This window comes from Streptomyces sp. AMJ-169 (assembly GCF_055597585.1).
This window is the reverse complement of record NZ_JBVLTJ010000004.1, coordinates 407,945-434,655: the sequence shown is the minus strand read 5'-3', so window position 1 is coordinate 434,655 and position 26,711 is coordinate 407,945. Positions and strand designations below refer to the sequence as shown.

Genomic DNA, 26,711 nt, shown 5'->3' with positions numbered 1-26,711 from the left:
GGAGGAAGGCGGACGGTGGTGGACCGAGGCGACGAGGAGACCCGGGAGGCTTCCGGCGGGCGCGCGCACGGTGAGCCGGAGGCTTCCGGCCGGCGGGCCCGGGGTGAGCTGGAGGGCGACGTCCTCGCCGCGCTCTGGGCGGCCGACGGACCGAAGACCGCCCGCGAGGTCCGCGAACGGCTGCCGGGCGACCTCGCCTACACGACCGTACTGACCATCCTGTCCCGGCTGTACGACAAGGGGATGCTGGTCCGCCACCGGGAGGGCCGGGGGTACGCCTACGAGCCGACCCGCGACGAGGTCTCCCACACCGCCGAGCGCATGCACTCGCTGCTGGCCGGCGGGCCTGACCGGGAGGCGGTGCTGGCGCGGTTCGTCTCCGAACTGTCGGCGCAGGACGAACATGTGCTGCATCAGCTGCTGTCGGGGCACGAGGAGCCCGGCGGGGCCGACGGGCTCGGCAGACTGGACGGACCCCACGACGGGTACCCCCGCCGGAACCGGTGAGCCGGTGCTGATCAGCGTCTACGTCCCCCTCCTCGTCACCCTCGCGCTCGCCGCGACCGCGCCCGGCGTCGCCCGCCGGCTGCCCCCGCGCCCGGCCGCCTGGGCGCTGGCCTGCGCCGCGCTCGTGACCGCCGTCGGCTGGACCGGTTCGCTCGGGCTGCTCGCCTTCTCCGGGGTGGCGCAGATCCCCGTGGTCGCCCGGGAGGGCCGCTGGTCGGTGGCCGCGCTGCGGGCCGAGGACCCGGTGTACCTCACCGTCGCGGCCGTCAGCGCGCTGCTGCTGGCCGCGGGCGTCGTCGCGCTGGGCGTGGCCGCCGTACGGCAGTGGCGGGAGCTGGCGCGGGTCCGGGCGGAGTGCGCGCGGCTGGGCGGGGACGCCGAGCTGGCGGTGCTCGACGACGACGTGCCCGTGGCCTTCGCGCTGCCCGGGGGTCCTGGGCGGATCGTCGTCTCGCGGGGGATGCTCCAGTGTCTCGGCGACCGGGAGCGGGCGGCGCTGCTCGCGCATGAGCGGGCGCATCTGCGGGGACGGCACCATCTCTTCCAGGGCCTGTGGCGGCTGACCGCCGCGCTGAATCCGCTGCTGCGGCCGCTGGCGGTCGCGGGCGGGTTCGTGCTGGAGCGGTGGGCCGACGAGGAGGCGGCGCGCAGGGTCGGGGACCGGCGGGTCGTCGCCCAGGCCGTGGGGCGCGCGGCGCTCGCGACGGCCGGCGCCGCGCGGCCGGGAGCGCTCGCCGTGACCGGGGGTGCGGTGCCGCAGCGGGTACGGGCGCTGCTCGCGCCGCCGCCCGCGCGGCGCAGGCTGCCGCTGGTGCTGTGCGGGGTGCTGCTGGCGGTGTGCTGCGGGAGTCTCGCCAACGCGGCGTCCGACAGTGACCGGATGCTGGACAGCGCGCAGTGTGCGGCGTACGCCGAGGCCGTGGGGGTGGCGGCGGCTGATGTGCATGGGCCGGGGCCCTGTTGTTCGGGGCACGGGCACCCGTAGTTCTCCCCGCGCTCCCTATTCTCTACGTCTTGTAGTACAACTGGGTTCTCTGATTCTACATCATGTAGTAGCTTGCGGCTGTCGGCTCCACCGGGGCCGATCCGGCTGGCTTCGGCCGCGCCGTTCGGTTCCGCCGGGGCCGAGCCGTACCCCTTTCAGGAGGCTGATCGTGCCCCACCGTGACGACCTGGTGCCGCCGCACCGGATCGCGATCATCTCCGCCGGTGTCGGCGCGGGACACGACGGCGCCGCCGAGGGGCTGGCCCGCAGGCTCACCGAGCACGGGTACGCCGTGGACCGGCACGACTTCCTCGACCTGCTGCCCGCGCGGGCCGGGCGGCTGCTGTGCGGGGTGTATCACCGGCTCCTGGTCCGGGCGCCGAAGGGGTATCAGCGGCTGTACACGGCCACCGACCAGGCGGCCCGGCCCGGGCTCGTCTGGCGGGCCCTCTTCCGTGCCGCCGAGGGGCGCACCCTGCGCGCGCTCGCGCCCGGGACCCGCGCGGTCGTCTCCACCTACCCCGGTGCCAGCCAGGTCCTCGGCACCCTGCGCCGGCGCGGACGGCTGACGGTTCCCGCCTTCACCTACCTCACCGACTTCTCCGTCCACGCGCTCTGGGTGGCGCCGGGGATCGACGCGCACCTTGCCGTGCACGCGGTTCCGGCGGCGCAGGCCCATGCGCGGGGGGCTGCCGCCGTGTCCGTGGCGGGGCCCGTCACCGGTCGCCGCTTCACCCCGGCGACCTCGGCTCAACGGGCCGCCGCCCGCGCGGAGTTCGGCCTTCCCCCGGGGGCGCCGCTGGCCTTGCTGGTCGCCGGGTCCTGGGGGGTCGGTCCGGTGCGGCGCGCCGCCGCCGAGATACGGGCGACCGGGGTCGCGGTGCCTGTGGTGGTGTGCGGCCGCAACGAGGGGCTGGCGCGGCGGTTGCGGGCGGACGGGATCGGCCATGTCTTCGGGTGGGTCGACGACATGCCGGGGCTCATGCACGCGTGCGATGTGCTGGTCCAGAACGCCGGGGGGCTGACGTCGTTGGAGGCCTTCGCGGTCGGGCTGCCGGTGGTGAGCTACCGGTGCATACCGGGCCACGGGCACACCAACGCGGAGGCGCTGGAGGAGGCGGGGCTGGCGGCGTGGGTGCGGGAACCGGCTGAACTGGGGGCGGTGCTGGGGGAGTTGCTGCATGGGGAGCGGGGGGTGGAGCAGCGGGTTGCGGGGCTGGAGCTGCATGGGGCTGCGGCGGGGCCGGTGGGGGCGATCGCGGGGAGGGTGGGGGGTGGCTGGGAGGCGTGGGGCGAGGGCAGCAGGGAAGTGTGGGCTGGGGGTGGCTGGAAGTCCCGGGTCGGGGGTGGCTGGGGTGCGCGGGCTGGGGGTGGGCGGGGAGTGCGGGTCGGCGTCGGCCGGGGATCGGGAGCTGGGGGTGGCTGGAAATCCCGTGTCGGCGTCAGCCGGGAGTCCCGTGTCGGCGTCGGCCGGGAAGCGGGAGCTGGGGGCGGCTGGAAATCCGGCGTCGGCGTCAGCTGGGAGTCCCGAGCCGGAGGTGGCTGGAAGTCCCGTGTCGGCGTCAGCCGGGAGTCCCGTGTCGGCGTCAGCCGGGAAGCGGGAGCTGGGGGCGGCTGGGAGTCCCGTGTCGGCGTCAGCCAGGAACCCCGGTCCACCACGACCCGCTCGCGTTCCCTCCGGCGCCTCGCCCTCACGGCGGTCACCGCGACAGCGACCCTCTCCCTGGGAATCGTCGCCCCCCTCGCCTACGCCTACTCCGAGACCCCGGCCCGCTTCACGGCGGTCGCGCACTATCTGGACGTGGACCACCGATGACCCCCACCCACCTCACCCGCACCGCGGCCCTCACCGCCGCAGCCCTCCACGCCGGCCCCGTCCTCTCCACCCTCGGCCCCCTCCGCAACGCCGTCATGCCCCGGCTCGCCGGACAGGGTGACCCCCACCATGTCGCCCTCACCTTCGACGACGGCCCCGACCCCCTCTCCACCCCCCGTTTCCTCGACCACCTCGCCGCACGCGGGACGCGGGCCACGTTCTTTCTGCTCGGGTCGATGCTGGAGCGCGCGCCGGGGCTGGCGCGGGAGATGGCCGACGCGGGGCATGAGCTGGCCGTTCATGGGTGGCGGCACCGGCCCCTGCTGGTGCGCGGGCCCCGGGCCGTCCATGACGATCTCGCCCGCGCCCGCGACGCCGTCGGCGAGATCACCGGGCGGGCGCCCGTCCACTTCCGGCCCCCGTACGGGGTGCTGACCGGCGCCGCCCACCTGGCCTGCCGGCGGCTCGGGCTGACGCCGGTGCTGTGGACCTGCTGGGGTGAGGACTGGCGGGCGCGGGCCACCGCGGCCTCCGTCCAGGACACCGTGCTGCGCGATCTGCGCGGCGGCGGCACGATCCTGCTGCACGACTCCGACTGCACCTCGGCGACCGGCTCCTGGCGCACCACCCTCGCCGCGCTCCCCGGCATCCTCGACGCCTGCGCGGCGTACGGCTGGGACGTCGGGCCGCTGGGCGAGCACGGGGTCAGAGCGGCTCGCCGGGCACCCCGGGAGCGGCGCACGCCCAGGAGATGAGCTGGGACCGGGACCGCATCCCGGTCTTCTTGCGGATGTTCTCCAGATGGGACTCCACGGTCCTGGAGGAGATGCCCATCCGCTTCGCCATCTGGTGGTTGGTCAGCCCTTCCGGCAGCAGCCGGACGATCTCGTGCTCACGCCGCGTCAGCCTCGCCTTGGGCCGCTCCCGGGCCGGGGACTCCAGCAGACCGCCGGCGACCCGGGAAAGAGGCACCTCCTCCAGCGAGTAGAACTCGCCCAGCCGCCGCGCGTGCGCGACCTCCTCCGGGGTGCAGGCCGCCACCGCCGCCGCGACCGCCGACTCCAGCCGCCCGCGCCACCAGGGCCGCCGCCACACCCGCCGCCCGAGCCCGCGCCGCTCCGCCAGCTCCGCGATGAGCAGCGTCTGGAAGTGACAGCCGCGCCGCGCGGCCAGCATCGCCAGCGCGTGCTCCACCCACACGGGCCGGTAAGCGGAAGGCGACCTGCGCAGCACGGCGAGGAGCACCTGCCGCACCCGCGCCAAGTCCCCCCGCACGAAGGCGATCTGCACGGCGACCATGTGCTGCTGGTCGGTGACGGACTCGGGCACCCCGCCCGGCGCCCGCGAAGCCCTGGCCCGGCACCGGACGAGGATGCGCTCCGCCGCCGACTCCTCACCGGCGTGCACGAACACCTCCGCCAAAGCGAGCGCGGCCGGACCCCACCTCCTGATGTCGCCCTCCAGCGCGATCAGCGCGGCCCCCGCCTCCGCCGTCAGCTCCGCCGCCGACTCCGGGGCCGCCAGCTCAAGGCTGCCGGCCGCCGCCACACACAGCGACAGCACCCGCCACGCCGGCCGGCACAGCACCTCGTCCAGCGCGGCGGCCCGCAGCGCGAGGCTCCGCGACGCGGCGTGCTCGCCCTCCTCGAACGCGAGCCCGGCGGCCACCAGCAGCGCCGCCGCACGGCAGCGGTCGTCGGGACCCGGCAGCGCCAGCGCCCCGCGCAGCCACCTGAGCCCCTCCCGCCCCCGCCCCTCCTCCGCCAGCCACCGCGCGTACACGCAGGCCAGCGCCAGCGCCCGGCGGTCGCCGTGCCGCAGGGTCCACCCGAGCCCCGCTTCGAACTGCGCGGCCAGCGGCGCCAGCGGGGTGACGTCCACCTGGAGCGTGGGCGCGGGCTCGATGAAGGGCGCGACCAGCGCCGTCAGCCACTCCACGAGGTACCCGCTCTCCCCGGCGGACCCGTCGCCGCCCTCCGGGAGCCCGGCCGCCGCGGCCTTCGAACGCCGCCGGTACGCCCGTTGCCGGCACGCGTTGGAGCAGTACCGGGCCCGCCTGCCGCCCAGGGCCGTCGGCCGTGCGAGCGGGGCACCGCACTCGGGGCAGGGAACAGGCGTTTTCACAGTTTCCACACCCTAGGGCGCCGGGGGCGGACAAGTCCCCACCTGGGCGGGCTTCTTGCGCCTTCCCGTGGATCAGGAATACCGACGCCCCCTTCCGGCAGCGCCGGAGCGAGCAAGAGCCGGAGCGCGCAAGAGCCCCCTTCCGGCAGAGCTAGGGCCTGTCCGGCGGATCCTGCTGGGGTCGCGGGGTCTGGCACGCCCATCTGCGGCGTTGTCGTCGGTTGCCGACGCTCCGCGTCGCCGCCCTCCTCCGCCTTGCAGCTGCACGCACCAGACCCCGCTCACGTAAGCCGGAAGGAGCCGTCCGCTGTCGGCCAGCCTGATCCGCCGGACAGGCCCTAGCCCCCCAAGTACCCCCCTCCCTCCAGCGCCCCCCGGTCCAGCTTGCCCCCCGCTGTCCTCGGCAGTGCCGCCAGCGCCGTGTACGTCACCGGCCGCATCCACTCCGGCAGCAGCCGCGCCGCCCGCTCCCGCACCGCCTCCGCTCCGGCCGCCGGGGCCAGCCGCAGATAGGCGTCCAGCAGCGAGCCGTCACCGCGCCGCCTGCGCACCACCGCGCACTCCAGGACGTCCGGGTGCTCGCCCAGCACGGCCTCGATCTCGCCCAGTTCGACCCGGTAGCCCCGGATCTTCACCTGCTGGTCCGCCCGGCCGTGGAACTCCAGCCGCCTGTCGGCGCTCCAGCGGGCCCGGTCCCCGGTGCGGTACATCCGCGAGCCGTCACCCGCCCACGGGTCGGGCAGGAAGACCGTCGCCGTGAGCCCCGGCCGCCCGAGATACCCGCGCGCGACGCCCGGCCCGCAGACGTACAGATCCCCCGTGCACCCGACGGGCACCGGACGCAGCCGGTCGTCGAGGACCCGCACGGTCTGGCCGGGCAGCGGCGCCCCGAGGTGGGCCGGTCCGGCGCCGCGCACCAGCGCCGACGTCGTGTCGACCGTCGTCTCCGTGGTGCCGTACACGTTCACCGCGTCCAGCCGGTCCGCGAGTTCGCCGATGCGCCGCTGGAGCGCCGGGGACAGGGCCTCGCCGCCGACCCACAGCCGCAGCCCGCCGCCCGCGCGGAGCACCCGGCCGAGCCGGGGCAGGACGTACTCCAGATGCGAGGGCGTGATGTCGAAGTCGGTCACCTCCTCCTCGGCCAGCGCCACGGCCAGCCGCCCGGGGTCGAGCCGCACGGCGTCCGCGAGCAGCACCAAGGTGTCCCCCCGCACGACCCGCACCCACTGCTGCACCGAGGCGTCGAACGAGGGACTGGCGTTCCACCCCACCCGCCCCCGCCCCGCCCGGACAGCCCCCGACCCCTCAAGTCCCGCCAGAAAAGCCCCCAATGAGGCATGCGAGACCTGCACCCCTTTGGGCCGCCCGGTCGATCCGGAGGTGTAGATGACGTACGCGCACTGCCGCGGACGGACCGCCGCGTACGACGCCGTCGGCCCGGAGCCGCCGATGTCCACGGCGTGCGCGCCCCGCACCCCGTCGGGCAGCACTCCTTCCCTCGTCACCACGATCCCCGCGCCGCTGTCCGCGACCATGTACGCCAGCCGCTCCACGGGGTAGGCCGGGTCGAGCGGGAGATAGGCCGCGCCGGAGCGCAGGATGCCGAGGATCGCCACGACCAGGTCGGCCGAGCGGGGGAGGCAGACGGCCACGACGGTCTCGGCGCGGGCGCCCGCCGCCGCGAGCCGCCGGGCCAGGGACTCCACGCGGCGGTCCAACTCCCTGAAGGACAGCCGGGTTTCACCGTCGGCGACGGCTGTCGCGTCCGGCCGTTCCCGTACCGTCCGCGCGAACCGCTCCAGCACGGTCGCCGGGGTCTCCGTCAGCGGCACCCCTATGCCGAGTCCGGCCGCGTGCGCCTCGTCCCGTTCGTCCTGGAGGGGCAACTCGTGCAGTGCGGCGTCCGGTCGGGCCGGGGCCGTGCGCAGGAGGAGGCGGTAGCGGCGGGTCAGAGCCTCCATGGTCGAGCGCTCGAACGTTGAACTCGGGTAGCGGAGGCGGAAGTTGAGGGTGTCGGCGCGCTGGGTGTAGGTGAGGGCCAGGTCGTGGGGCGTGCCGTGGTCGGCGGTGCCCTCGGCGAAGAGGACCTGGCCGGGTGCGTCCGGGGCCGGTGCGGTGGGGGCGGTCAGCAGGCTTTCCTGGACCTCCTTCAGGAGGCTGCGGAACGACTCGGTGAGCGCGACCTTCGCCCGGAGGGGGGTGTGCGGTACGTGGACCGTGAACTCCGGCTGGGCCGACCAGCGGGACAGTTCCGTGAGGTAGGCGGCGAGGAGGGCCGTGTGCAGGGTCGCTCCGGAGGAGGCCGCCAGATCCTGGAGCGCGGCCGTCTCCGTCGTGGGCACCTCGAAGGCCAGCCATTGTCCGGTCGGTGGCGTGGTGCGGTTGTGGTGGTCGGCGGGGAGGGCCGGGGCGCCGGGGTGGGGGTCGAGGAGGGCTGTGTCCTGCGGGGCGGTGAAGAGGTCGGTCATGACAAGCGTCCTCCCGCGACTCCGGCCGGTCCGGCCAAGCCTCCTCCCATGACTCCGGCCGCTCCGGCCGCTCCGGCCAAGCCTCCTTCGGGGATCTCCGTCACGATGTCCCCCAGCAACTCCCGCCCCTCCCCGCCGAGCCACCGCCCGGCCACCCCGGCGTACCGGTCCGCGTACCCCTCCTCCAGTTCTTCCCAGAAGCCGGTCAGCCGGCGGCGGGCCGCCGCGCAGTAGACGTCGGCCAGGGCGCCGTCCGTGTCCGGTTCCGCCGCCGCGCGGGCCAGGACCACGCCCATGGTGAGGAGTTCGCTGCCGATGCGGTGGAGGGTCAGGACGGTGTGCTGGCGGCGGAAGGCGTCCGCGCGGTCGGGGTGGCGGGCCGTCAGCTCGTGGCAGGCCTCGGCCAGCGCCGCCGCCTCCTCGGTGACGTACCGGACGTGCACGGCGTTCGGGCCGCCCAGCGTCTCGGCGACGTGCAGGGCCGCCGCGGCCGTGTCCGATGAAGGGGTCGGCCGGTAAGTGCCGTCGTAGTAGCAGTCGGTGAGGCGGATCTGGCCGGCCAGGAAGTCGACCAGGTAGTCGACGCCGCCGGAGATCCGCAGGCCCCGCGCGTCGCGGTGGAAGCGCTCCAGCGGGAGGGGCGGGGCGCCGCGCCGGGCCTTGCCGGGGGCCGTCTCGTAGCCCTCGCCGCCCAGCAGGCCCATCGTCCGCTCCAGGATCCGCCAGCAGGCCTCGGAGGAGACGTTCTTCAGTGCCGCGTGCTCGTGCAGCCCGTCGGTGTGCCGGTTCAGCAGGGTCCAGCGGACCAGGCTCTCGACGGCGTACGTGTCGGCCACGGACAGGGCGATGATCCGCTGGACCTCGGCGAAGGAGGCGAGCGGGCGGCCGTCGATGGTCCGGCGGTTCGTGAACGTCCGCGACCACTCCAGGCACAGCCGGGCGATCGCCAGCGACGGCGGCGCGATGCTCAGCGTGCGGGCCGTGTAGATGAACTCCTTGACCTCACGCGCGAGTTCGCCCAGCTCGGGGCCGCTCAGCACACGCGAGGCGGGGACGTCCACGTCGGTCAGCCGGACGTGGCCGATCGGGGCGCCGTTCAGGCCCATGAAGTCCTGCCGCCCGACGATCTCCACGCCCGGCGTCGCCGTGTCCACGAAGAACGACGCGCTCTGCGGGCCCGCGTCGGTGTGCACGGTCGCGGTGACGTCGAGGAGGTCGGCGATCACCGCGTTGCCGATGAACACCTTCTCCCCGTTCAGCCGCCAGCCGCCGCCCGGCAGCGGCGTCGCGACCGTCCGCTGCTGCCGGTTGCCCGCGCCGGCCGGTTCGGTGTCGGCCCGCCCGGAGAAGTTGCCGGCCGCGACATGCGCCCGCAGCACCTCCCGCAGCGCGCCGGGCAGCGGCATCTTCAGATAGGCGCCGGCGCCGAAGCCGTTCCCGATGCCCATCGCGTTGGCGACCGCGAGCGACCAGCTCGCCGCCGTCTCGATCAGCCGGAACGTGGTGAACGCCGACAGGCCCAGGCCGCCGTCCTCCTCGGCGACCATCAGCCGCAGCGCGCCCCGCGCCCGCAGCTCCTCGGTCACGTCCTTGGGGAGTTCGCGGGACAGGTCGGTCGCGGTCGGGTCGACCCGCTCGCGCAGGAACGCCGTGAATTCGGCGACGGCCGCGTCCCCGGCCCGCCGCTCGGCCTCGCCTTGGCCGGGGAACGGCGTGAGCAGGTCCCAGCGCAGCGTGCCGAGGAACAGCTCATTGGACAGGCTCGCGCGCGGCGGCGAAGTGCTCGCGGACGAGGGCGAGGAGTTCTTCATGCTGGTCCCTCAGATAGAAGTGGTCACCGGGCAGCACCTGCGTGCGCGCCGGAAGGGTGCTGTGCCCGGCCCAGTCCGGCAGCAGCTCGGTCTCGCTGTCCCGGTCCCCGCCGACCGCGACCACCGCGAGCTCCAGCGGGGGCCCCGGGACGTACCGGTAGGTGTCGAGGATCCGCGCGTCCGCGCGCAGCAGCGCCACGACGATCTCCCGCATCTCCGGGTCGTCCAGCACCTCGGCGGGCGCCTCCACCGTGCGCAGCAGCAGTTCGTCGGAGAGCTGGTGGGTGGGCGGGGTGTGCGGCTGGAGGTGCGGGGCGCCCATGGCGGACGCGAACAGCACGGCGGGCAGCGCCCGCCCCCGCTCCCGCAGCGCCCGCGCCACCTCGTACGCCACGAGCGCGCCCAGGCTGTGCCCGAAGAAGGCGTACGGCGGCTCGAACTCCACCTCGTCGGTGATCGCCGCGACCAGCGCGGCCATCGAGTCGTACGGCGGCTCGCCGATCCGTTCGCCCCGGCCCGGACTCTGGACGCCCAGCACCTCGGTGCCGGGCAGCCGGCCCGCCCATCTCATGTACTCGCCGGGGGAGGCGCCGCTGTGCGGGAAGCAGTACAGCCGCGCCGCCGCCCTCTCGGTCGGTCTCCTGCGCAGCAGCCATCGGGCCATCGGGCCAACTCCGTTCATTTCTCCGGCAGTACGTGCGGCAGCAGCCGCTCGACCGTGGGCGCGAGGAGGATCGTGCGGACGGTGACCTTCACGTCCAGCTCGCGGCGGATCAGGGCGGCGAGGCGGGTGGCGATCAGGGAGTCGCCGCCGGCCTCGAAGAAGTTGTCGTCGGGGGCGATCTCGTCCAGGCCGAGGACGTCGCAGAAGAGGCGGGCCAGGCGGGCGGCGGGGGTGCCGTCCGGGTAGCCGGGGGTCGGCAGGGGAGCGGCCTCGGCTTGGGGGGTCTCCTCAACGGGCGCTGCCCGCACGGGAGTTCGCGGCTCTGGCAGCGCGGGGTTCGGGGCGTAGCGGCGGCGCTGGAAGGGGTAGGTCGGCAGGGCCAGCCGGCGGCGGGGGGACGCGTGGGTGTGCTCCCAGGCCGGCGTGAGGCCGTGGCGCCAGAGACTGCCCGCCGTGTCGAGGACGGCGGCCCGCGCCGAGGTGCCCTCCACCGCGTGCGGGAGGCTCGACAGGACGTGGTGGCGGTCCGACACCGCGCTGTGCCGGCGGGTCAGGGTCGACAGGGTGTGCCCCGGGCCGGCCTCCAGCAGGACGCCCGGGTCCTGGAGCGCGGTGCTCAGCGCGTCGTCGAAGCGGACGGTCCCGCGCAGGTGTCCGGTCCAGTACGACGGGTCGCGCACCTCGTCCGGGGTCACCGCGCGGCCGTGGCGGTCGGAGATCCACTGGATCGCCGGGGGCTGCGGGCGCACCGCGCGGATGCGGGTGTCGAACTCGCCGATGACCGCCTCGACCAGCTGGGAGTGGGCGGCGCTGGAGATGTGCAGGCGGCGGGTGTCGACGTCCTGTTCCAGCAGCCGCTCGCGGAAGCGGTCGGCGGCCTCGGCGGGGCCCGACACCACGCACTGGGCGGCGCCGTTGACCGCCGCGATCGACAGCTCGGCGGGCAGGATCGCGCCGAGTTCGGCGGGGGAGAGGGCGACGGCGAGCATGGCCCCGGCGGGCAGTGCGCCCAGCAGCCGGCCGCGTTCGACGACCAGGGTCAGCGCGTCCTCCATGGTGAGGACACCGGCGGCGCACGCGGCGGCGTACGCGCCCAGGCTGTGCCCGAGCACCCGCGTCGGGGTCACCCCGAGGGACCGCCACAGCCCGGTCAGCGCGTACTCCAGGGTGAACAGCACCGGCTGGGCCAGCTGCATGGCGTCCAAGTCGGCCTGCACCGAGGCGAATTGAGCGGACTCCTCCTCGATCAGGAGGGCGGTGCGCACGGCCGCGCCGAGTCCGGGGCCCAGGACGTCCACGCAGGACTCGACCCGCTGCCGGAAGACGGGCGACCAGTCGTACAACTCCCGTCCCATGCCGGGGTGCTGGCCGCCCTGGCCGGGGAACAGGAAGGTGACCTCGCCCGGGTCGGGGCGGCGCGGGCCCCGGCCGCGGGCGGTGCGCAGTGAACGGGCCGCCTCGGCCGGGGAGTCGGCGACCACGTGCAGCCGGTGGTCGTGGGCGGCCCGGCCGGTCTGGAGGGTCCAGGCGACGTCCGCGAGCGGGAGTCCGGGGTGCCGCTCCAGATGGTCGGCGTGCCGTGCGGCGAGGGCGGCCAGGCCGTCCGGGGCCGGCGCGGAGAGGACCAGGAGCTGGGGGCCCGGGTCGTCGTACCGCAACTCCTGTGCGGCGGGCGGCTGTTCGACGACCACGTGGGCGTTGGTGCCGCCGATGCCCAGGGAGTTGACGCCCGCGCGGCGCGGGCCTGCCGTGTCCGGCCAGGGGGTGCGTTCGGCGTTCACGACGAACGGGCTGGAGTCCAGGGCGAGTTCTTTGTTCGGCTCGGTGAAGTGGAGGCTGGCCGGGATGACGCCGTGCTCCACCGCCAGGACCGTCTTGATGAGGCTGATCACGCCGGACGCGGTGTCGGTGTGCCCGATGTTCGACTTCACCGAGCCGATCCGGCAGAACCCCACGCGGTCGGTGTCGGCGCGGAAAGCTCCGGTGAGCGCGGCGATCTCGATCGGGTCGCCCATGGGGGTGCCGGTGCCGTGCGTCTCGACGTACCCCACCGTGTCCATGTCCACGCCGGCCACCGCGTACGCCGTGCGGATCGCGGCGGTCTGGCCGGTCACGCTCGGCGCGGTGAAACCGACCTTGTCGACACCGTCGTTGTTGACGGCCGAACCCCGGATCACGGCGTGCACATGGTCCCCGTCGGCCAGCGCGTCGGCCAGCCGCTTGAGCAGGACGACGCCCGCGCCGTCGGCGCCGACCGTCCCGTCGGCCTCCGCGTCGAACGGGCGGCAGTAGCCGTCCGGCGCGAAGATGCTCCCCTCCGGCGGGATCACCACCGGGTACGGCGTGCGCAGGCTGACCCCGCCGGCCAGCGCGAGCGCGCACTCGCCGGCCACCAGCGCCTGGACCGCGAGGTGCACCGCGACCAGCGACGTCGAACAGGCGGTCTGCACCGTGACGGCGGGACCGGTGAGCCCCAGCTTGTAGGCGGCCCGCGTGGTCAGGAAGTCGACACCGGTCGCCAGCTGGATGTGCCAGTCCGGGACGACGTCGGCCACCGCCGGATCGGCCCGCAGCTGCTGCGGGTACGAGGACGCGCCCGACCCCGCGTACACCCCGACCGAGCCCTCCTCGCGGGCCGGGACGCGGCCCGCCCGCTCCAGGGCCTCCTGGCAGCACTCGAGGAAGACGCGCTGCTGCGGGTCGAGCAGCAGCGCCTCGGCGGGGGAGTAGCCGAAGAAGGCGGCGTCGAAGCCGTCCGCGTCGGGGACGATGCCGTAGGCGGGGGTCGCCCGCTCGTCGGCGGCCTCGGGGAAGCGGGTGATCAGGTCGTCGCCCGCGACGAGGTGCCGCCAGAACTCCCCGGTGTCGGCGGTGCCGGGGTAGCGGCCCGCCATGCCGATGACCGCGACGGCCGCGGGATCGTCCCGGATGTCGTCCGCGTCGCTCATGACTGCCTCAGTCCCCGGGGGCGCATGTCGCTCCAGACGCGGTCGATGTACTCCAGGCAGTCCTCGCGCGAGCCCTGCCGCGCCTCCTTCTCCCAGCCCCCGGGCAGGGGCAGGGCGGTGGGCCAGAGGGAGTACTGGTCCTCGTGATTGCGCACGACGGTGAAGTCCTCGCAGGTTTCGAAGGGCATGGGGGGCTTCCTCTTTCTCACTGCTCCGGTGCGGCGGCGGCGCGCGTCTCGCGGCGCCGGCGCAGCATCCGGGCGCGTTCGGTGCGGTCGCGGGCGGCCTGGGGCGCGGGGGCGGGGGCGGAGACGGCGGCCGACAGGTGGGCGCTGAGGGCGCTGACGGTCGGGTGCTCGTAGAACGCGACCATCGGGAGTTCCCGGTCGAGGCGGCGTTCCAGGCGGGCGTGGATGGCGGCGAGGGCGAGCGACTGGCCGCCCACGTCGAAGAAGTTGTCGTGGACGGTGATGCGGTCGTTCTTGAGGACGTCACGCCAGAGGGAGAGGAGGAGGGGCTCCAGGTCCGGCGCAGGGGAGGGGGTTTCGGGGGCGGCGGGGGCGGCCGGGTCGATGTTTTGGCGCCCGGCGGCATCCGGCGCCGCCTCGATCTCGCCCAGCGGCGCGTCCGGCGCCGCCGTCAGCACCCCCAGCGCCTCCCGGTACCGCTCGGTCAACTCCCGTGCCCAGCCCGGGTCGACGGCCCGGGGGTCGTAGGTCAGCGACACCTGATGCCCCCCGGCTCCCGGCTCCACCGCCATCCCGAGCGTGAACTTGGCGGTCGTCGGCGCGAGTGTCACGTGCTCCACGGCGAGTCCGGCCAGTTCGGGCGGGGCCGGGGGCGCGGCGGGGGCGGCGAAGACGGTCTGGATCAGGGGGTTGGCGCCCGGGGTGCGGGGCGGGCGGACGGCGTCCACGATCGCCTCGAACGGCACCTCGTGGGCGAACGCGTCCCACGCCGACTCCCGTACCTGGCCGACCAGTCCGGTGAAGTCGGCGGCCTGGTCGAGGTCCACCCGGATCGGCACGGTGTCGACGAACAGGCCGATCAGATCGTGCAGTTCGGGACGCGGGCGGCCGGCGACCTGCGTGCCGATCAGCAGCCGGCGCATACCGGTCGCCCGGGCGAGCACGAGGGCGTAGGCGGCGAGCTGGACGAGGAAGGGGGTGGCGGAGGCGGCGCGGGCGAGGGCGGCGACGGCTTCCGTGGTCGCGGGCGGGAGGGGGACGACGATCCGGGCACCTTCGTCCGCCGCGCCGGCCGGGGCGGGCGGCAGAGCGAGGGTGACGGGGGCGCCGTCGAGGCGGGCGCGCCACCAGTCGAGGCGGCCGTCCGCCAGCCGCGCCCGCTGGCGCCGCGCGTACCGCGTGTACGTCGTCGCGGGATTCGGCAAACCGCTGGGATTCCCGCCGCTCCCCGGGGTGTAATAGTGGCCGAGTTCCCGGACGAATACGTCGGTCGACCAGCCGTCGAACGCGATGTGGTGAAAGGAGAAGCACAGCAGATGTTCCCGCTCGGACAATCCCGCCAGCAGTACCCGCAGTACGGGACCGGCCGCCAGGTCGAACGGAAGTGCCGCCCATTTCGCCACCACGGAATCGGTCTCGGCGGCGGAGGCCGAGGTGAGGTCGGCGAACTCGAGCGGAACATGGAGATGAGCCGAGACCCGCTGGAAGGGCACCCCTTCCGCGCTGGTCGGGAATGTGCTGCGCAGCGGCTCATGGCGGGCCACGACCTGCTGCACGGCCCGCTCCAGGGCCTCCGCGTCGACCTCGCCGGCCAGCCGTAGCACCACGTCGAAGTTGTACGCGGAGCCGCCGGGGCGCAGTCGGTCGAGGAACCATAATTTCTGCTGAGCGAATGACAGCTCGGCGTTCGTTTCCAATTCTGGCACGCCGCTTCCCTTTGTCGTGTGAGGTGCCTAAAGCATCTGACCCGCGCTCGGCGGACGTCAAGGAATCCGGGCTCAACCATTTCTATACAAGAAATAAAAGTGCGGTCGCTACGCTGGCCGCCGTGACTTACTTTTCCCCCGTGCTCCAGAACATCTGGGCCGAAGCGCTGGGCGTTCCGGAAATAGGCCCGGACGACGACTTCCTGCGGCTGGGCGGCCATTCGCTGCTGGCCATGCGGATCGCCGCCGAGGTGGGCGACGCCCTCGACATCGAGCTGTCCATGACCACGGTCTTCCGCCACCCCACCCTCGCCGCGTTCGAGGCCGCCGTGGCCGAAGAGGTCCGCAGGCAGCGGGACCAGGGGTGAGCGCCGCCCAGATCATCCACCGCCGCTTCGAGGAACAGGTACGCCGCTCCCCGGACGCCGTCGCCCTGGAGTCGGCCGACGAGCAGCTGACCTACGCGGAGGTCAACCGGCGGGCCAACCGCCTCGCCCGGCGCCTGCGCGACCTCGGCATCGGCGGCGAACAGCGCGTCGCGCTCCTCCTGGAACCGTCCGCCGACTACGTGACCGCCGCCCTGGCCGTACTGAAGGCCGGCGGCTGCTACGTCCCCCTGGACGTCAAATACCCGCCGGCGCGCCTGGCGGCGGTCATCGAGGACACCGCCGCGAGCATGGTGGTCACCCGCGACGACCTGCTGAAACTGCTGCCCGACGACGGCGTGCACGCCGTCCTCCTCGACGACATGGACGCCCTCCTCGCCGACGACAGCGACCTGGATGTGCCGGTCGGCCCCGGCCACCTCGCGTACGTCGTGCACACCTCCGGATCCAGCGGGCGGCCCAAGGGCGTCATGGTCCCGCACGGCGGAGTGGTCCGGCTCACCCACGACCCCGACTGGGTCCGGCTCGGGCCCGGCGAGGTGATCCCCCTCTTCACCTCCGTCTGCTTCGACGTCTCCATGTTCGAGATCTGGGGCGCGCTCCTCAACGGCGGCTGCCTGGTCCTGGCGCCCGGCGCGACGTCCTCGCTGCGCACCCTGGGCCGCGTCATCGCCGACCACGGCGTCACCACGATGTGGCTGACCGCCGGGCTCTTCCACACCGTCGTCGACGAGGACGTCGAGATCCTGGCCGGGGTCCGCCAGCTCCTCGCGGGCGGGGAGGCGCCGTCCGCACAGCACGTGCGCAAGGTGCTGGACGCCCACCCCGGACTGCGCTTCGTCAACGGCTACGGCCCCACCGAGGCGACCGTCTTCGCCGCCACCCACACCGTCGTACCGCCCTGGCGCGGCGACTTCGTGCCCATCGGGACGGCCGTCGGCGGGACCCGGCTGTACGTCCTCGACGATCTGCTGCGGCCGGTGGCCGACGGGGAGCCGGGGGAGCTGTTCATCGGCGGGGAGGGGCTCGCCCGGGGCTATCTGGACCGGCCGGGGCTCACTGCCGAACGGTTCGTGCCCGACCCGGCGGGCGGCGGCGGGCGGCTGTACGCCACCGGCGACCTGTGCGCGGTGCTGCCCGACGGCACGATCCGCTACCTCGACCGCATCGACCGGCAGGTCAAGGTCCGCGGCTTCCGCGTCGAACTCGGCGAGATCGAGGCCGCGGTGCGCCGGCACCCGGCGGTGCGGGACGTCACGGTGACCGCGCACGGCGACAGCCCCGAACACCGGCTGCTCGTCGCCTACCCGGTCCTCGACCCCGCCCTCGACGCCGCACAGGCGCTCGCCGAACTGCGGTCCTGGCTGCGCGAGCAGCTTCCCGCGCACATGGTCCCCGGGGTCTGGCGGGTCCTGGAGCGGCTGCCGCTCACCTCCGCGGGCAAGGTCGACCGCCGCCGGCTGCCCGACCCGTTCGCCGCCTGAGCCACCCCCCACATCCTTCACCCTCCAGCGGTGCTCTCACGAGGAGTGTCCCCGTGTTCAACCTCTCCACCTCCCAGGAAATCGTGTGGCTGCACGAGCAGATGCTCCCCGGCAGCCGCAGCTACAACTTCACCGCCGTCCTCGAACTGCGCGGCACCCTCGACACCGGGGCACTGGACGCGGCCCTCGCCCAGGTCATGGACCACCACCCCGGCCTGCGCCTGGAACTGGTGCCGCGGCCCGGCGCCCTCCCCGGCCAGCGCGTCCGCGCCGGCGCCACGCCCCGGCTGCGCGCCACCGACCTGTCCGCCGACCCCGACCCCGAGGCCGCCTTCCGCACCCTCCTCAGCCAGGAGGCGGAGGAGCCCATCGACACCGAGCACGCCCCGATGCTCCGCTGGCACCTGGTCACCATGAACGACCAGTGGCACCGCCTCGTCCAGGTCGAGCACCACCTGACCCACGACGGCAAGTCCTTCGCGATCCTCCTGCACGACCTGTTCACCGCGTACGCGGCCCGACTGCGCGGCGCGGTGGCCGAGTTGGCCCCCACCCGCTCCTACGAGGACTTCGTCCGCGCCGCCACCGACCAGCCGGACGACGAGCGCCGGCGCGGCAGCCTCCAGTACTGGCTCGCCGAACTGAGCGACGTCCCCCTCAACACCGCGCTCCCCGGGCTCGCCACGCCGGGCGCGGTCCGCCGGCACAAGGGCGGGCAGGTCCGCCAGCTCATCGAGGGAGAACTCGCCGAACGGCTGCGCGCGCACGCCCAGCACAGCGGGCACACCCCGTTCAGCACCCTCCTCACCCTCTTCGGCGAACTCCTGCGCCGGCACAGCGGACAGCGCGAGATGGTCATCGGCACCGCCGTCGGCAACCGCCCGCCCAACTCCGAGCGCACCATCGGCATGTTCGTCAACACCATCCCCCTCAAGGTGAGCCTCCCGGCCGACGCCGACGGCGTGACAGCCGTCGACGACGTCACCGACGCCCTCCTGCGCGCCCTGCCGCACCAGGACATCCCCGTGCAGGAGCTGACCCGCACCCTCGGCCTGCACACCGGCGGCGCGGACAACCCCCTGTTCAACGTCATGTTCAGCGCGCACGACGCCCCGCTCCCGCAGCTGGACACCCCCGGCCTCGACGTCTCCCTGTTCGAGGGCTTCAACACCGGCACCACCCGCTTCGACCTCGACGTCGTCCTCCTGCCCGACGCCCGCCGCGTCGTCGGCGCCCGCAGCGGCCCGGCCGGCATGAGCCTGATCTGGGACTACGACGCCGACCTGTTCCCCCGCGAGACCATCGACCTCCTGACGGGCCGCTACCTGGACCTCGTCCAGGCCTACCTGGCCGAGCCCGCCGCCCCCCTGCACACCCTCGCCGCCCCCCAGCTCCCGGCCCCGCCCGCCGTACAGCAGGCGCCGGCCGCCGCCGACCCGCTCGCCGGCCACGACCCGGCGTCCCCCGCGCTGATCACCAGCCAAGGAACCGTCACCTACGGCGAGCTGGACCGGCGCGTCGACGCGCTCGCCAGCCGGCTGCGCGACGCCGGAGTCACCGCCGGGCAGCCCGTCGCCGCCGTCCTCCCGCGCGGCGCCGACAGCGTCGTCACCCTCCTGGCCTGCCTGCGCACCGGAGCCGTGTACGCGCCGCTGTCCCCCCGCGACCCCGCCCACCGGCTCGGCACGCTGCTCGACCGGCTGGGCCCGGCGCTGGTGCTGGCCACCCGGGAGAGCTCCCTCGCCCTCCCGGCCGACCGCACCGCCGCCCTCCTCGACGGCCCCGCCTTCCCTCCGGCCACCCCCGCCGAGGTCCTGGAGGACGCCGCCTACCTGATCCACACCTCGGGCTCGACCGGCGTACCCAAAGCGGTCGTCGTCGGCCGCGCGGCCCTGGCCGGATACGTCGCCGCCGTCACCGGCCGCTACCAACTGGCCGCGAGCGACCGGGTCCTGCTGTTCGCGCAGCCCTCCTTCGACGTCGCCCTCGAAGAAGTCCTCCCCACCCTCGCCGCGGGCGCCGCCCTCGTGATCCCGCAGCGCGAGATCCCCACCGGGCCCGAACTCACCGCCGTCCTCGCCCAGCGCGCGGTCACCGTCGCCAACCTGCCCACCAACTACTTCCTCGGCGCCCAGGAGACGCTGCGCGAGGCGCTGAAGGACGGCCGCTGGACGCCCCGCCTGATCGTCCTCGGCGGCGAACGCCTGCCCGCCAAGGCGCTGCGCGGCATCCACGCCGACACCACGGCGACCCTCCTCAACGCCTACGGCGTCACCGAGGCCACCGTCTCCTCCACCGTCCACGAGATCACCGCCCCCGACCTCGACGGCGCGGGCGACATCCCGCTCGGCACCGACCTGCCCGGCGTCCACGTCCACGTCCTGGACGACACGCGCACCCCGCTGCCCGCCGGCGCCGTCGGCGAACTCGCCATCGCCGGCGGCTCGCTGGCCGACGGCTACCTGGGCCAGGCCGACACCACCGAGGCCCGCTTCGTGACCCCGGCCGCCCTCGGCGGACAGCGCGTCTACCTCACCGGCGACCGCGGCTACCGCGACCTCGAAGGACGGCTCTTCTTCCTCGGCCGCGGCGACAACCAGATCAAACTCCGCGGCTACCGCATCGAGCTGGAGGAGATCGAGGCCGCCGCCTCCGCCGCGCTCGACGGCCGGCCCACCTCCGTCGTCCTCGACCCCGACGGCGAGCACGGGCCCCGCCTCATCGGCTTCGTCCAGAGCGCCGAGCAGCCCGAGCACACCGCGCTGACCGCGACCCTCACCCGCACCCTCCCCGGCGCCCTGCTGCCCGCCAAGTGGTTCGCGCTCACCGAGATCCCCACCACCCCCGCCGGAAAACCCGACCGCCCCGCCCTCACCCGCGTCGCGGCGGAACGCGAAGAGGCCGAGGTCAAGCGGGAGCACGAGGCCGCCGACTTCACCGACCCCGGCGAAGCCCTGCTCGCCGAAGCCTGGCGCGCCGCCCTCGGCCACGCCCGCTTCTCCGCCGAGTCCCACTTCTTCGAGGTCGGCGGCCACTCCCTGCTCGCCGCCCAGCTCGCCGCCTTCCTGGAGACCCACCTCGACAGCAGGCCCCCGCTGCGCACCTTCTTCCAGCACCCCGTCCTCGCCGACCAGGCGCGCGTCCTCGGCCTGGTGGGACAGTCATGACCGCTTTCTCAAAAGACGCGGCACCCGCCAGCGTCCTCGAAGGCGACCACCCCGACCTGGTCGACTCCTTCGAGACCTTCATCCGCCGCGAACTCGTCCCCCTGGCCGCCGAGTTGCCCGAGACCGGCGACCTGCCCCCGGCCGACCTGCGCGCCTATGTCCGCAAGCGCTCCGCCGCGCTCGGCTTCTACGCCGGCGAGTACCCGGAAGAGCTGGGCGGCTCCGGCATGCCGCTGAGCGCCGTCGTCCAGCTCCACCACGCCGCCGGCCGCAGCGGCTGCCCGCTCGCCCCCTACGCCCTCGGCGGCTCCGACGGACCCAGCCCCCTCCTGCGCAACGGCACCCCCGAACAGATCGAGCGCTACCTCGTCCCCCTGGTGCGCGGCGAGCTGATCCGCTGCTTCGCCCTCACCGAACCGCACGCCGGCTCCGACGCCTTCCACCTCACCAGCACCGCCACCCGCGACGCCGACGGCTGGGTCCTCGACGGCCGCAAGACCTTCGTCAGCAACGCCGACCGCGCCGACATCGCCCTCGTCGTCACCGCCACCGACCCCGGCGACGGCACCGCCACCGGCTCCACCGCGTTCATCGTCCCCATGGACCGGCCGGGCCTGCGCATCGGACAGCGCTACGAGGGCATGTCCGGCGAGCCCATGTTCGAACTGCTCCTGGACGGCGTACGCGTCGGACCCGAAGCCGTCATCGGCGGGGAACAGGGGATCGGGGCGGCCACCGCGCTCGCCATCGACAGCCTCTCGCGCGGCCGGGTCATCGTCGCCGCCCAGTGCAACGGCATCGCCGAACACGCCCTGCGGCTCGGCGTCGAGTACGCCCGCGAGCGGTCCGCGTTCGGCGCGCGGATCGGCAGCTACCAGCACATCCAGGAACACCTGGTCAGCAGCCACGCCGAGGTCGAGCAGTCCAAACTCCTCACCCTCGCCGCCGCCCAGCTCCTCGACAGCGGCAAGGAGTCGCCGCAGAACGCGGCGCTCGCCAAACTCACCGCCTCCGAGACGGCCGTCCGCGTCGTGGACCGCGCCCTCCAGATCCACGGCGCGACCGGCTGGGTCCGCGGCCACCCCCTGGAGTTCCTGTACCGCTACGTCCGCATGATGACGATCATCGAAGGCACCTCGGAGGTCCAGAAAGTGATCGTCGCCAAGGCCATGGGCCTGCACTGACCTCCCTAGGAGACGAGAGATGACTTCTGACCCGCAGCCCAGCGTCCTCGCGGCCGACGCGCTGAAGGACGGCCGGGTGCACGAACTCTTCCACGACTGGGCGCTGCGCACCCCGCACGCCCCCGCCGTGATCGACGGCGGCCAGCACATCAGCTACGCCGAACTCGACTCCCTCGCCGACGAGTTCGCGACCGCCCTGGTCGGCGAGGTACGCCCCGGCGACCTCGTCGGAGTCCGCCTCGACCGCTCGGTCACCCTGGCCGCCGTCGCACTCGCCGTGGCCCGGCTGGGCGCGGTGTACCTGCCGTTCGGACCGGACGCGGGGGAGCGGCGGATCGGGACGGCGGCGGGGACGCTGCGGTTGCGGTGCGTGATCGGGGAATCGACGGGGCCGGAGGGCTCGGCCGGACTCGGGGGTTCGGCCGGTCCAGGAGGCTCGGCCGGTCTTGGGGGCTCGGCCGGACTTGGGGGTTCGGCCGGTCCAGGAGGCTCGGCCGGTCTTGGGGGCTCGGCCGGTCTTGGGGCGGCGCGTCAACTTCCGTTGCCCGTACCCGGAGTGACCGCCGCCCTCCTCACCCCCGGTGACGGCGTGTTCGCGACGCCCGAGGGCACCTACTACGCCGTCCTCACCTCCGGCTCCACCGGTGAGCCGAAAGCCGTGGCCGTCGGGAAGGCGTCCCTCGGCGCGCTCGCCCGCTGGTACCGCGAGCTGACCGGCCTCGGCCCCGGCGACCGGCACAGCTTCCTCATGGGCGTCGGCTTCGACGCGCACGTCATGGAGATGTGGGCCACGCTCACCTCCGGCGCCGCGCTCAGCGTCAGCCCGCAGGAGGTCCGCTGGGACACCGGCGCCCTCACCGACTGGTGGCGCGCCGCCCGTATCGACGTCGGCTTCCTGCCGACCCCGCTCGCCGAACCCGTCCTCGACCGCCCCTGGCCGGCCGGCCTCGCCCTGCGCCACCTCGGCATCGGCGGCGACCGGCTGCGCCGCGCGCCGGGCCCGGACGTGACCGCGCGCGTGTACAACGCCTACGGCCCGGCCGAGGCGACGGTCGTGACCACCGCGCACCCGTTCACCCCGGCCGACGCGGACGCCGCCGGCGACCCGCCCATCGGACTGCCGCTGCCCGGCGCCCTCGTCCTCGTCACCGACGCGGACGGCGTCCCGGCGCCCCGGGGCACCGCCGGTGAACTGCGCGTCGGCGGGCACCACTTGGCCCTCGGGTACTTCGACCCGGAGCTGACCGCCGAACGGTTCGTGACCACCCCCGACGCCGGCCGGCTGTACCGCACCGGCGACCAGGTCGTCATGCGCGCGGACGGCGTCATCGACTTCCTGGGCCGCCTCGACGACCAGGTCAAGGTGAGCGGCGTACGCGTCGAACTCGCCGAGATCGAAAGGGTGCTGGAGCGCGCACCCCGGGTCGGCCGGGCCGTCGTCGCCCTGCGACGCGACACGGGCGTGCTGGTCGGCTTCCTGGAGACCGAGGGCGAGCCGCCGACGGCCGCCGAGCTGCGCGAGCACACCCGCGCGTGGCTGCCCGAGCAGGTCTGCCCGGCGGTGTTCCACCGGGTGGACACCTTCCCGCTGACCGCCAACGGCAAGGTCGACCGGGCCGCGCTGCTCGCCGGACACACCGCGCAGGCGGACCCGGGGTCCGACGACGTCGAGGGGCAGGTCCTCACCCTGTGCCGGGAGATCCTCGGCGACTCCCGCGTCGCCCTCGCCGACAACTTCATCCAGGCGGGCGGCAATTCACTGGGCGGCGCCCGGTTGATCGCCGCGCTGGAGAAGCGCTACCGGGTACGGCTGCGCGCCTCCGAACTGCTGCGCCAGCCCGACCTCCAGGGCATCGCCCAACTGGTCGCGACCCGCTCGGCAAGCCGGTGAGCCTCAAGGGCCACCGCGACTTCCGGCTCTTCCTCCTCGGCTACGCGGCGAGCAAGACCGGCAGCCAGATCACCCTCCTCGCGCTGCCCCTGGTCGCCGCGCTCAGTATGGACGCCTCGCCCTTCCACATCGGCCTCCTGACGGTCGTCGAGACCGCCGCCATGCTCATCGCCGGGCTGCCGGCGGGCGTGTGGGTGGACAAGGTGCGCCGGCTGCCGCTGCTGATCCAGACCGACGTGCTGCGGCTCGTCGCCATCGGCTCCCTGCCGGTGGCGGCGGCCGTGGACCGGCTCACCCTCACCCACCTCTACCTGGCCGCCGCGATCACCGGCGCCGCGACCGTCGTCTCCGACATCGCGACCCAGTCCTTCCTGCCCGGACTGCTGCCCCGCGAGCAGCTCATCGCGGGGAACGGGGCGGTGGCCACCGTGCAGTCCTCGGCGGAGGTCATCGGACCGGGCATCGGCGGCGGCCTCGTCCAGGCGATGGGCGCGCCCCTCGCGCTCATCCTCGACGCGGCCAGCTATCTCGTCTCCGCCGTCCTGCTGCTGGGCATGCGGCTCCGTGAGGCGATACCCGAACGGCCGCCCGCCGCCGAGAACACGCTGGTCAAGGACATCGTCGAGGGCGTCCGCTTCGTCTTCGGCTACCCCGAACTGCGGGCGATCGCGCTCACCACCGGCGCGTCCAACCTCTTCACCGCCTTCCTGTTCGCCGTCCAGACCGCCTTCTGGACCCGCGTCCTCGGCCTGACCCCCCTGGAGATCGGCTTCGTCCTCTCCGCCTCCGCCGTCGGCGGCCTCACCGGAGCACTCCTCGCGGGCCGCCTGTCCCGCCGCGTCGGCCAGGTCCGCCTCATCTTCCTGTCCGTCGCACTGACTTCCCCGTTCGCCGTCCTGTGGCCGCTGTCCTCCGGTACGACCGCCCCGTACGTGTTCGCCGCCGGGCTCGCGGTCGTCTGGTTCGGCGCGGTGACCTACAACGTCGCTCAGCTGACGTTCCGTCAACTGGTGTGCCCGCCCGATCTGTTGGGGCGGATGAACGCGACCATGCGGTTCGTGGCGCTCGGTGTCATGCCGCTCGGCGCGCTCGCCGGTGGCTCGATCGCGTCCGGGTGGGGGCCGCGGGCCGCGCTGTGGGTGTGCGCGGCGGGGTTCCTCTGCCTGCCGCTGCTTCTGCTGTCCTCGCCGACGTTGCGGGGGCGGACGAAGGGGTCCGCTGAGGAACGTGAACTCGGAAAGGTACCGCCCGCATGAGTCTGAGCATCACCGAGAGCTATCTGACCCGGTACCGGGAGGTTGCCGCGGGGGCGGCGGACGTGTACCCCCTCACCGGCGCCCAGCGCAGGTTCCTCCTGGCGCGGGGCCTGGACCCACTGCGCCGCCCGGATTTGGCGCCCCTGTTCTTCCACTTTCCGCGCGGGGCCGTGGACTTGCCTCGCCTGCGGCGGGCGGCACTGGGTTTCGCGCGGCGGCATACGGTTCTTTGCGGGCGCGTCGACTTCGTCAAGGGCCTGCCGGTACTGCGCGTCGGCGAGCCGTCGGTCGAGGTGCGGCGGGTGGAGGTGCGGTCCGGGACCGCTGAGGAGGCGTTGCGGGCGGAGCTGGGGGCTGCGCCGATGTATGGGCCTGCGTTGCGGCTGTTGCTGGCGCGGGGGGAGGGGGAGGAAGAGGAGCTGTTGGCGGTGGTGCTCGATCATCTGGCTTGTGATGAGCGGGGGTTGGGGGTGGTTACGGCTGGGATTTCTGAGGTGTATGAGGAGGGGGTGGGGGCTGGGGAGGGGGATGCGGGTGCTTATCGGGGGGCTGTGGAGGGGCAGTTGGAGGTTGAGCGGAGGGCTTCGCGGGAGGGGGATGTGGGGTATTGGGGGGAGCGGTTGCGGGGGTTGGGTGGGGGTGGCTCTTTGGGGGGTGGGGGGTTGGGGTCGGGAGAGGCGCCGGGGTCGGGGAAGAGGCTGAAGGAAGACGGGGCGTCGGAAAAGAGGAAGGCGCCGGAGGAAGCAGGGGCGCTGGAGGAGGGGCGGGTGCCGAAGGCAGGCGGGGTTTCGGAGGGTGGAAAGGGGCTGGAGCTGGGAGGGGCGTCGGAGTTGGGGCGAGGGCTGGAGTCGGGAGGGGCGTCGGAGTTGGGGCGAGGGCCGGGGGCGGGAGGCGTGTCGGAGTCGGCGAGAGGGCCGGAGTCGGGAGGCAGGTCGGAGTTGGGGAGGGGGTTGGTAGGAGGCGGGGCGTCGGAGTCGGGGAGTGTGCCGGAGGAAAGCGGGGGCTCGGTGAAGGGCATGCTCAGTCATCGGCTCCCCGCCGTCCCCCCGAGACTCCGCGGCCTCCTCTTCCCCGCGCTCCTCGACGCCGGGTCCGCCGCGCTGCGTACGTGGCCCGGGGCCGGAGAGACGCCCGCGCTCGCCTACCCCTGGGGCGGCCGTCCCGCCGGCGCCCCCGACGTCATGGGCTGTTTCATCAACACCCTGATCCACCCCGCCACCCCCGGCCCCGCCCGCATCGAGGACACGGCGGCGGCCTGGTGGGACGACCTCGACCGGGCCGCCACCCCGTACGACGAGGTGGTACGCGCCGTCCGGCTCGCCGGGGGCGGGTGGGACGGTACGCCGCACGGCATCCTCACCTACGAGGACCTGGATCGCCGCCCCGCCCTGCGGCTGGACCGGACGACCGGCCGCGAGACCCACCTCGCCGCGCCGCTGAGGTACGCGGCACCGATCGGCATCGCCGCCTCACATGGGGAGGACTTGCAGGTACGGCTGGTCTGGGACCGGGCTGTGCTGCCGGATGATCTGGCACGGGAGGCGTTCGGGGCGTTGTTGGGGGCGTTGCGGGGGTGGCTTGGGGTGGGGTAGGGGTTGGGGTGGGTTGGCTGGTGGTTCGGTATGGGTCGGAGGCTCGGAGTGGACCGGCCGACGCGGCGCGTGGCGTGGCGGCGGCTCGGCTGTTCGGCCCAGCGCAGGCCGGCTGACTCAGTGCAGGCCGGTGGCTGGGCCGGCCGGTGGTTCGGCGTGAGCCGGTTGACTTGGCGCGGGCCGGCGGCTCGGCGTGGGTCGGCTGGTCAGTGGCTTGGTCGGGCTGGTCGGCTTGGTGCGGGTCAGTGACTCGGCGTGGGCCGACTGGCCTCGGTATGGGCTGGTGGCTTGGCTTGGCTGAGCCGGCTGGCTCGGGGGCCGGTGGTTTGGTTGGGCCGGCCGGCTTGGTGTGAGCCGGTGCGCCGGCTGGTTCGGTGTGGGCCGGTGGTTGGCTGGGTCGGTCGGCTTGGTGTGGGCCGGTGGGCCGGCTGGTTCGGTGTGGGCCGGTGGTTGGCTGGGTCGGTCGGCTTGGTGTGGGCCGGTGGGCCGGCTGGTTCGGTGTGGGCCGGTGGTTGGCTGGGTCGGTCGGCTTGG

Annotated in this window: 18 protein-coding genes; 11 read left to right on the top strand and 7 right to left on the bottom strand. The window is 74.2% G+C overall.

Annotation, left to right across the window (positions count from 1 at the left end):
• Positions 1-15 precede the first annotated feature (15 nt).
• The 4 genes from ACYUD3_RS12530 to ACYUD3_RS12515 all read left to right on the top strand — a co-directional run bounded on the left by ACYUD3_RS12530 (position 16) and on the right by ACYUD3_RS12515 (position 4,063).
• The gene (locus ACYUD3_RS12530) at positions 16-507 is read left to right on the top strand and encodes a BlaI/MecI/CopY family transcriptional regulator (RefSeq protein WP_470968101.1); all 492 of its coding nucleotides are present in this window, start codon (positions 16-18) and stop codon (positions 505-507) included.
• A gap of 4 nt (positions 508-511) precedes the next feature.
• Positions 512-1,492 (top strand): M56 family metallopeptidase, encoded by a 981-nt coding sequence (locus ACYUD3_RS12525; RefSeq protein ID WP_470968099.1) that lies wholly within the window; start codon positions 512-514, stop codon positions 1,490-1,492.
• 169 nt (positions 1,493-1,661) lie between these two features.
• A complete protein-coding gene (locus tag ACYUD3_RS12520) occupies positions 1,662-3,308 on the top strand; it encodes a glycosyltransferase (protein ID WP_470968096.1) in 1,647 nt (548 codons plus the stop codon).
• Positions 3,305-4,063, top strand: coding sequence for a polysaccharide deacetylase family protein (locus ACYUD3_RS12515; RefSeq protein ID WP_470968094.1), 759 nt, complete (start codon positions 3,305-3,307; stop codon positions 4,061-4,063). The genes ACYUD3_RS12520 and ACYUD3_RS12515 overlap by 4 nt, the downstream gene beginning before the upstream one ends.
• On the opposite strand, the gene ACYUD3_RS12510 is transcribed toward ACYUD3_RS12515, so the two are convergent.
• The 7 genes from ACYUD3_RS12510 to ACYUD3_RS12480 all read right to left on the bottom strand — a co-directional run bounded on the left by ACYUD3_RS12510 (position 4,014) and on the right by ACYUD3_RS12480 (position 15,217).
• Positions 4,014-5,432 (bottom strand): LuxR C-terminal-related transcriptional regulator, encoded by a 1,419-nt coding sequence (locus ACYUD3_RS12510; protein ID WP_470968092.1) that lies wholly within the window; start codon positions 5,430-5,432, stop codon positions 4,014-4,016. The genes ACYUD3_RS12515 and ACYUD3_RS12510 overlap by 50 nt on opposite strands.
• 338 nt (positions 5,433-5,770) lie before the next feature.
• Positions 5,771-7,900 carry an amino acid adenylation domain-containing protein gene (locus ACYUD3_RS12505; RefSeq protein WP_470968089.1) on the bottom strand — a complete coding sequence of 710 codons (2,130 nt, stop codon included), beginning with the start codon at positions 7,898-7,900 and terminating at the stop codon, positions 5,771-5,773.
• Complete coding sequence (locus ACYUD3_RS12500) at positions 7,897-9,711, bottom strand: acyl-CoA dehydrogenase family protein (protein ID WP_470968087.1); 1,815 nt, start codon at positions 9,709-9,711, stop codon at positions 7,897-7,899. Before ACYUD3_RS12500 ends, ACYUD3_RS12505 begins: the two co-directional genes overlap by 4 nt.
• On the bottom strand, positions 9,650-10,375 hold the full coding sequence (locus tag ACYUD3_RS12495) for a thioesterase II family protein (RefSeq protein ID WP_470968084.1): 726 nt from the start codon (positions 10,373-10,375) through the stop codon (positions 9,650-9,652). Before ACYUD3_RS12495 ends, ACYUD3_RS12500 begins: the two co-directional genes overlap by 62 nt.
• Before the next feature lie 14 nt (positions 10,376-10,389).
• Complete coding sequence (locus tag ACYUD3_RS12490) at positions 10,390-13,323, bottom strand: type I polyketide synthase (RefSeq protein ID WP_470968082.1); 2,934 nt, start codon at positions 13,321-13,323, stop codon at positions 10,390-10,392.
• Positions 13,320-13,511, bottom strand: coding sequence for an MbtH family protein (locus ACYUD3_RS12485; RefSeq protein ID WP_470968080.1), 192 nt, complete (start codon positions 13,509-13,511; stop codon positions 13,320-13,322). Before ACYUD3_RS12485 ends, ACYUD3_RS12490 begins: the two co-directional genes overlap by 4 nt.
• Positions 13,512-13,528: 17 nt before the next feature.
• Positions 13,529-15,217 carry a condensation domain-containing protein gene (locus ACYUD3_RS12480; RefSeq protein WP_470968077.1) on the bottom strand — a complete coding sequence of 563 codons (1,689 nt, stop codon included), beginning with the start codon at positions 15,215-15,217 and terminating at the stop codon, positions 13,529-13,531.
• A 122-nt stretch (positions 15,218-15,339) separates the two neighbouring features.
• On the opposite strand from ACYUD3_RS12480, the gene ACYUD3_RS12475 reads away from it, so the two are divergent.
• The 7 genes from ACYUD3_RS12475 to ACYUD3_RS12445 are packed head-to-tail and all read left to right on the top strand — an operon-like array spanning position 15,340 to position 26,177.
• Complete coding sequence (locus tag ACYUD3_RS12475; RefSeq protein WP_470968075.1) at positions 15,340-15,585, top strand: acyl carrier protein; 246 nt, start codon at positions 15,340-15,342, stop codon at positions 15,583-15,585.
• On the top strand, positions 15,582-17,087 hold the full coding sequence (locus tag ACYUD3_RS12470; RefSeq protein ID WP_470968072.1) for an amino acid adenylation domain-containing protein: 1,506 nt from the start codon (positions 15,582-15,584) through the stop codon (positions 17,085-17,087). Before ACYUD3_RS12475 ends, ACYUD3_RS12470 begins: the two co-directional genes overlap by 4 nt.
• A 53-nt stretch (positions 17,088-17,140) precedes the next feature.
• Complete coding sequence (locus ACYUD3_RS12465) at positions 17,141-20,254, top strand: non-ribosomal peptide synthetase (protein ID WP_470968070.1); 3,114 nt, start codon at positions 17,141-17,143, stop codon at positions 20,252-20,254.
• The gene (locus ACYUD3_RS12460; RefSeq protein ID WP_470968067.1) at positions 20,251-21,438 is read left to right on the top strand and encodes an acyl-CoA dehydrogenase family protein; all 1,188 of its coding nucleotides are present in this window, start codon (positions 20,251-20,253) and stop codon (positions 21,436-21,438) included. Before ACYUD3_RS12465 ends, ACYUD3_RS12460 begins: the two co-directional genes overlap by 4 nt.
• A gap of 19 nt (positions 21,439-21,457) precedes the next feature.
• Positions 21,458-23,329 (top strand): non-ribosomal peptide synthetase, encoded by a 1,872-nt coding sequence (locus ACYUD3_RS12455; RefSeq protein ID WP_470968065.1) that lies wholly within the window; start codon positions 21,458-21,460, stop codon positions 23,327-23,329.
• Positions 23,326-24,585, top strand: coding sequence for an MFS transporter (locus tag ACYUD3_RS12450; protein ID WP_470968062.1), 1,260 nt, complete (start codon positions 23,326-23,328; stop codon positions 24,583-24,585). The genes ACYUD3_RS12455 and ACYUD3_RS12450 overlap by 4 nt, the downstream gene beginning before the upstream one ends.
• On the top strand, positions 24,582-26,177 hold the full coding sequence (locus tag ACYUD3_RS12445; RefSeq protein ID WP_470968060.1) for a non-ribosomal peptide synthetase: 1,596 nt from the start codon (positions 24,582-24,584) through the stop codon (positions 26,175-26,177). The genes ACYUD3_RS12450 and ACYUD3_RS12445 overlap by 4 nt, the downstream gene beginning before the upstream one ends.
• Positions 26,178-26,711: the final 534 nt, after the last annotated feature.

Excerpts from the sequence above, each read along its gene's own strand:
- ACYUD3_RS12515 (WP_470968094.1), top strand. The coding sequence starts at position 3,305 with ATGACCCCCACCCACCTCACCCGCACCGCGGCCCTCACCGCCGCAGCC.
- ACYUD3_RS12505 (WP_470968089.1), bottom strand. The coding sequence starts at position 7,900 with ATGACCGACCTCTTCACCGCCCCGCAGGACACAGCCCTCCTCGACCCC.
- ACYUD3_RS12500 (WP_470968087.1), bottom strand. The coding sequence starts at position 9,711 with ATGAAGAACTCCTCGCCCTCGTCCGCGAGCACTTCGCCGCCGCGCGCG.
- ACYUD3_RS12495 (WP_470968084.1), bottom strand. The coding sequence starts at position 10,375 with ATGGCCCGATGGCTGCTGCGCAGGAGACCGACCGAGAGGGCGGCGGCG.
- ACYUD3_RS12490 (WP_470968082.1), bottom strand. The coding sequence starts at position 13,323 with ATGAGCGACGCGGACGACATCCGGGACGATCCCGCGGCCGTCGCGGTC.
- ACYUD3_RS12485 (WP_470968080.1), bottom strand. The coding sequence starts at position 13,511 with ATGCCCTTCGAAACCTGCGAGGACTTCACCGTCGTGCGCAATCACGAG.
- ACYUD3_RS12460 (WP_470968067.1), top strand. The coding sequence starts at position 20,251 with ATGACCGCTTTCTCAAAAGACGCGGCACCCGCCAGCGTCCTCGAAGGC.
- ACYUD3_RS12455 (WP_470968065.1), top strand. The coding sequence starts at position 21,458 with ATGACTTCTGACCCGCAGCCCAGCGTCCTCGCGGCCGACGCGCTGAAG.
- ACYUD3_RS12445 (WP_470968060.1), top strand. The coding sequence starts at position 24,582 with ATGAGTCTGAGCATCACCGAGAGCTATCTGACCCGGTACCGGGAGGTT.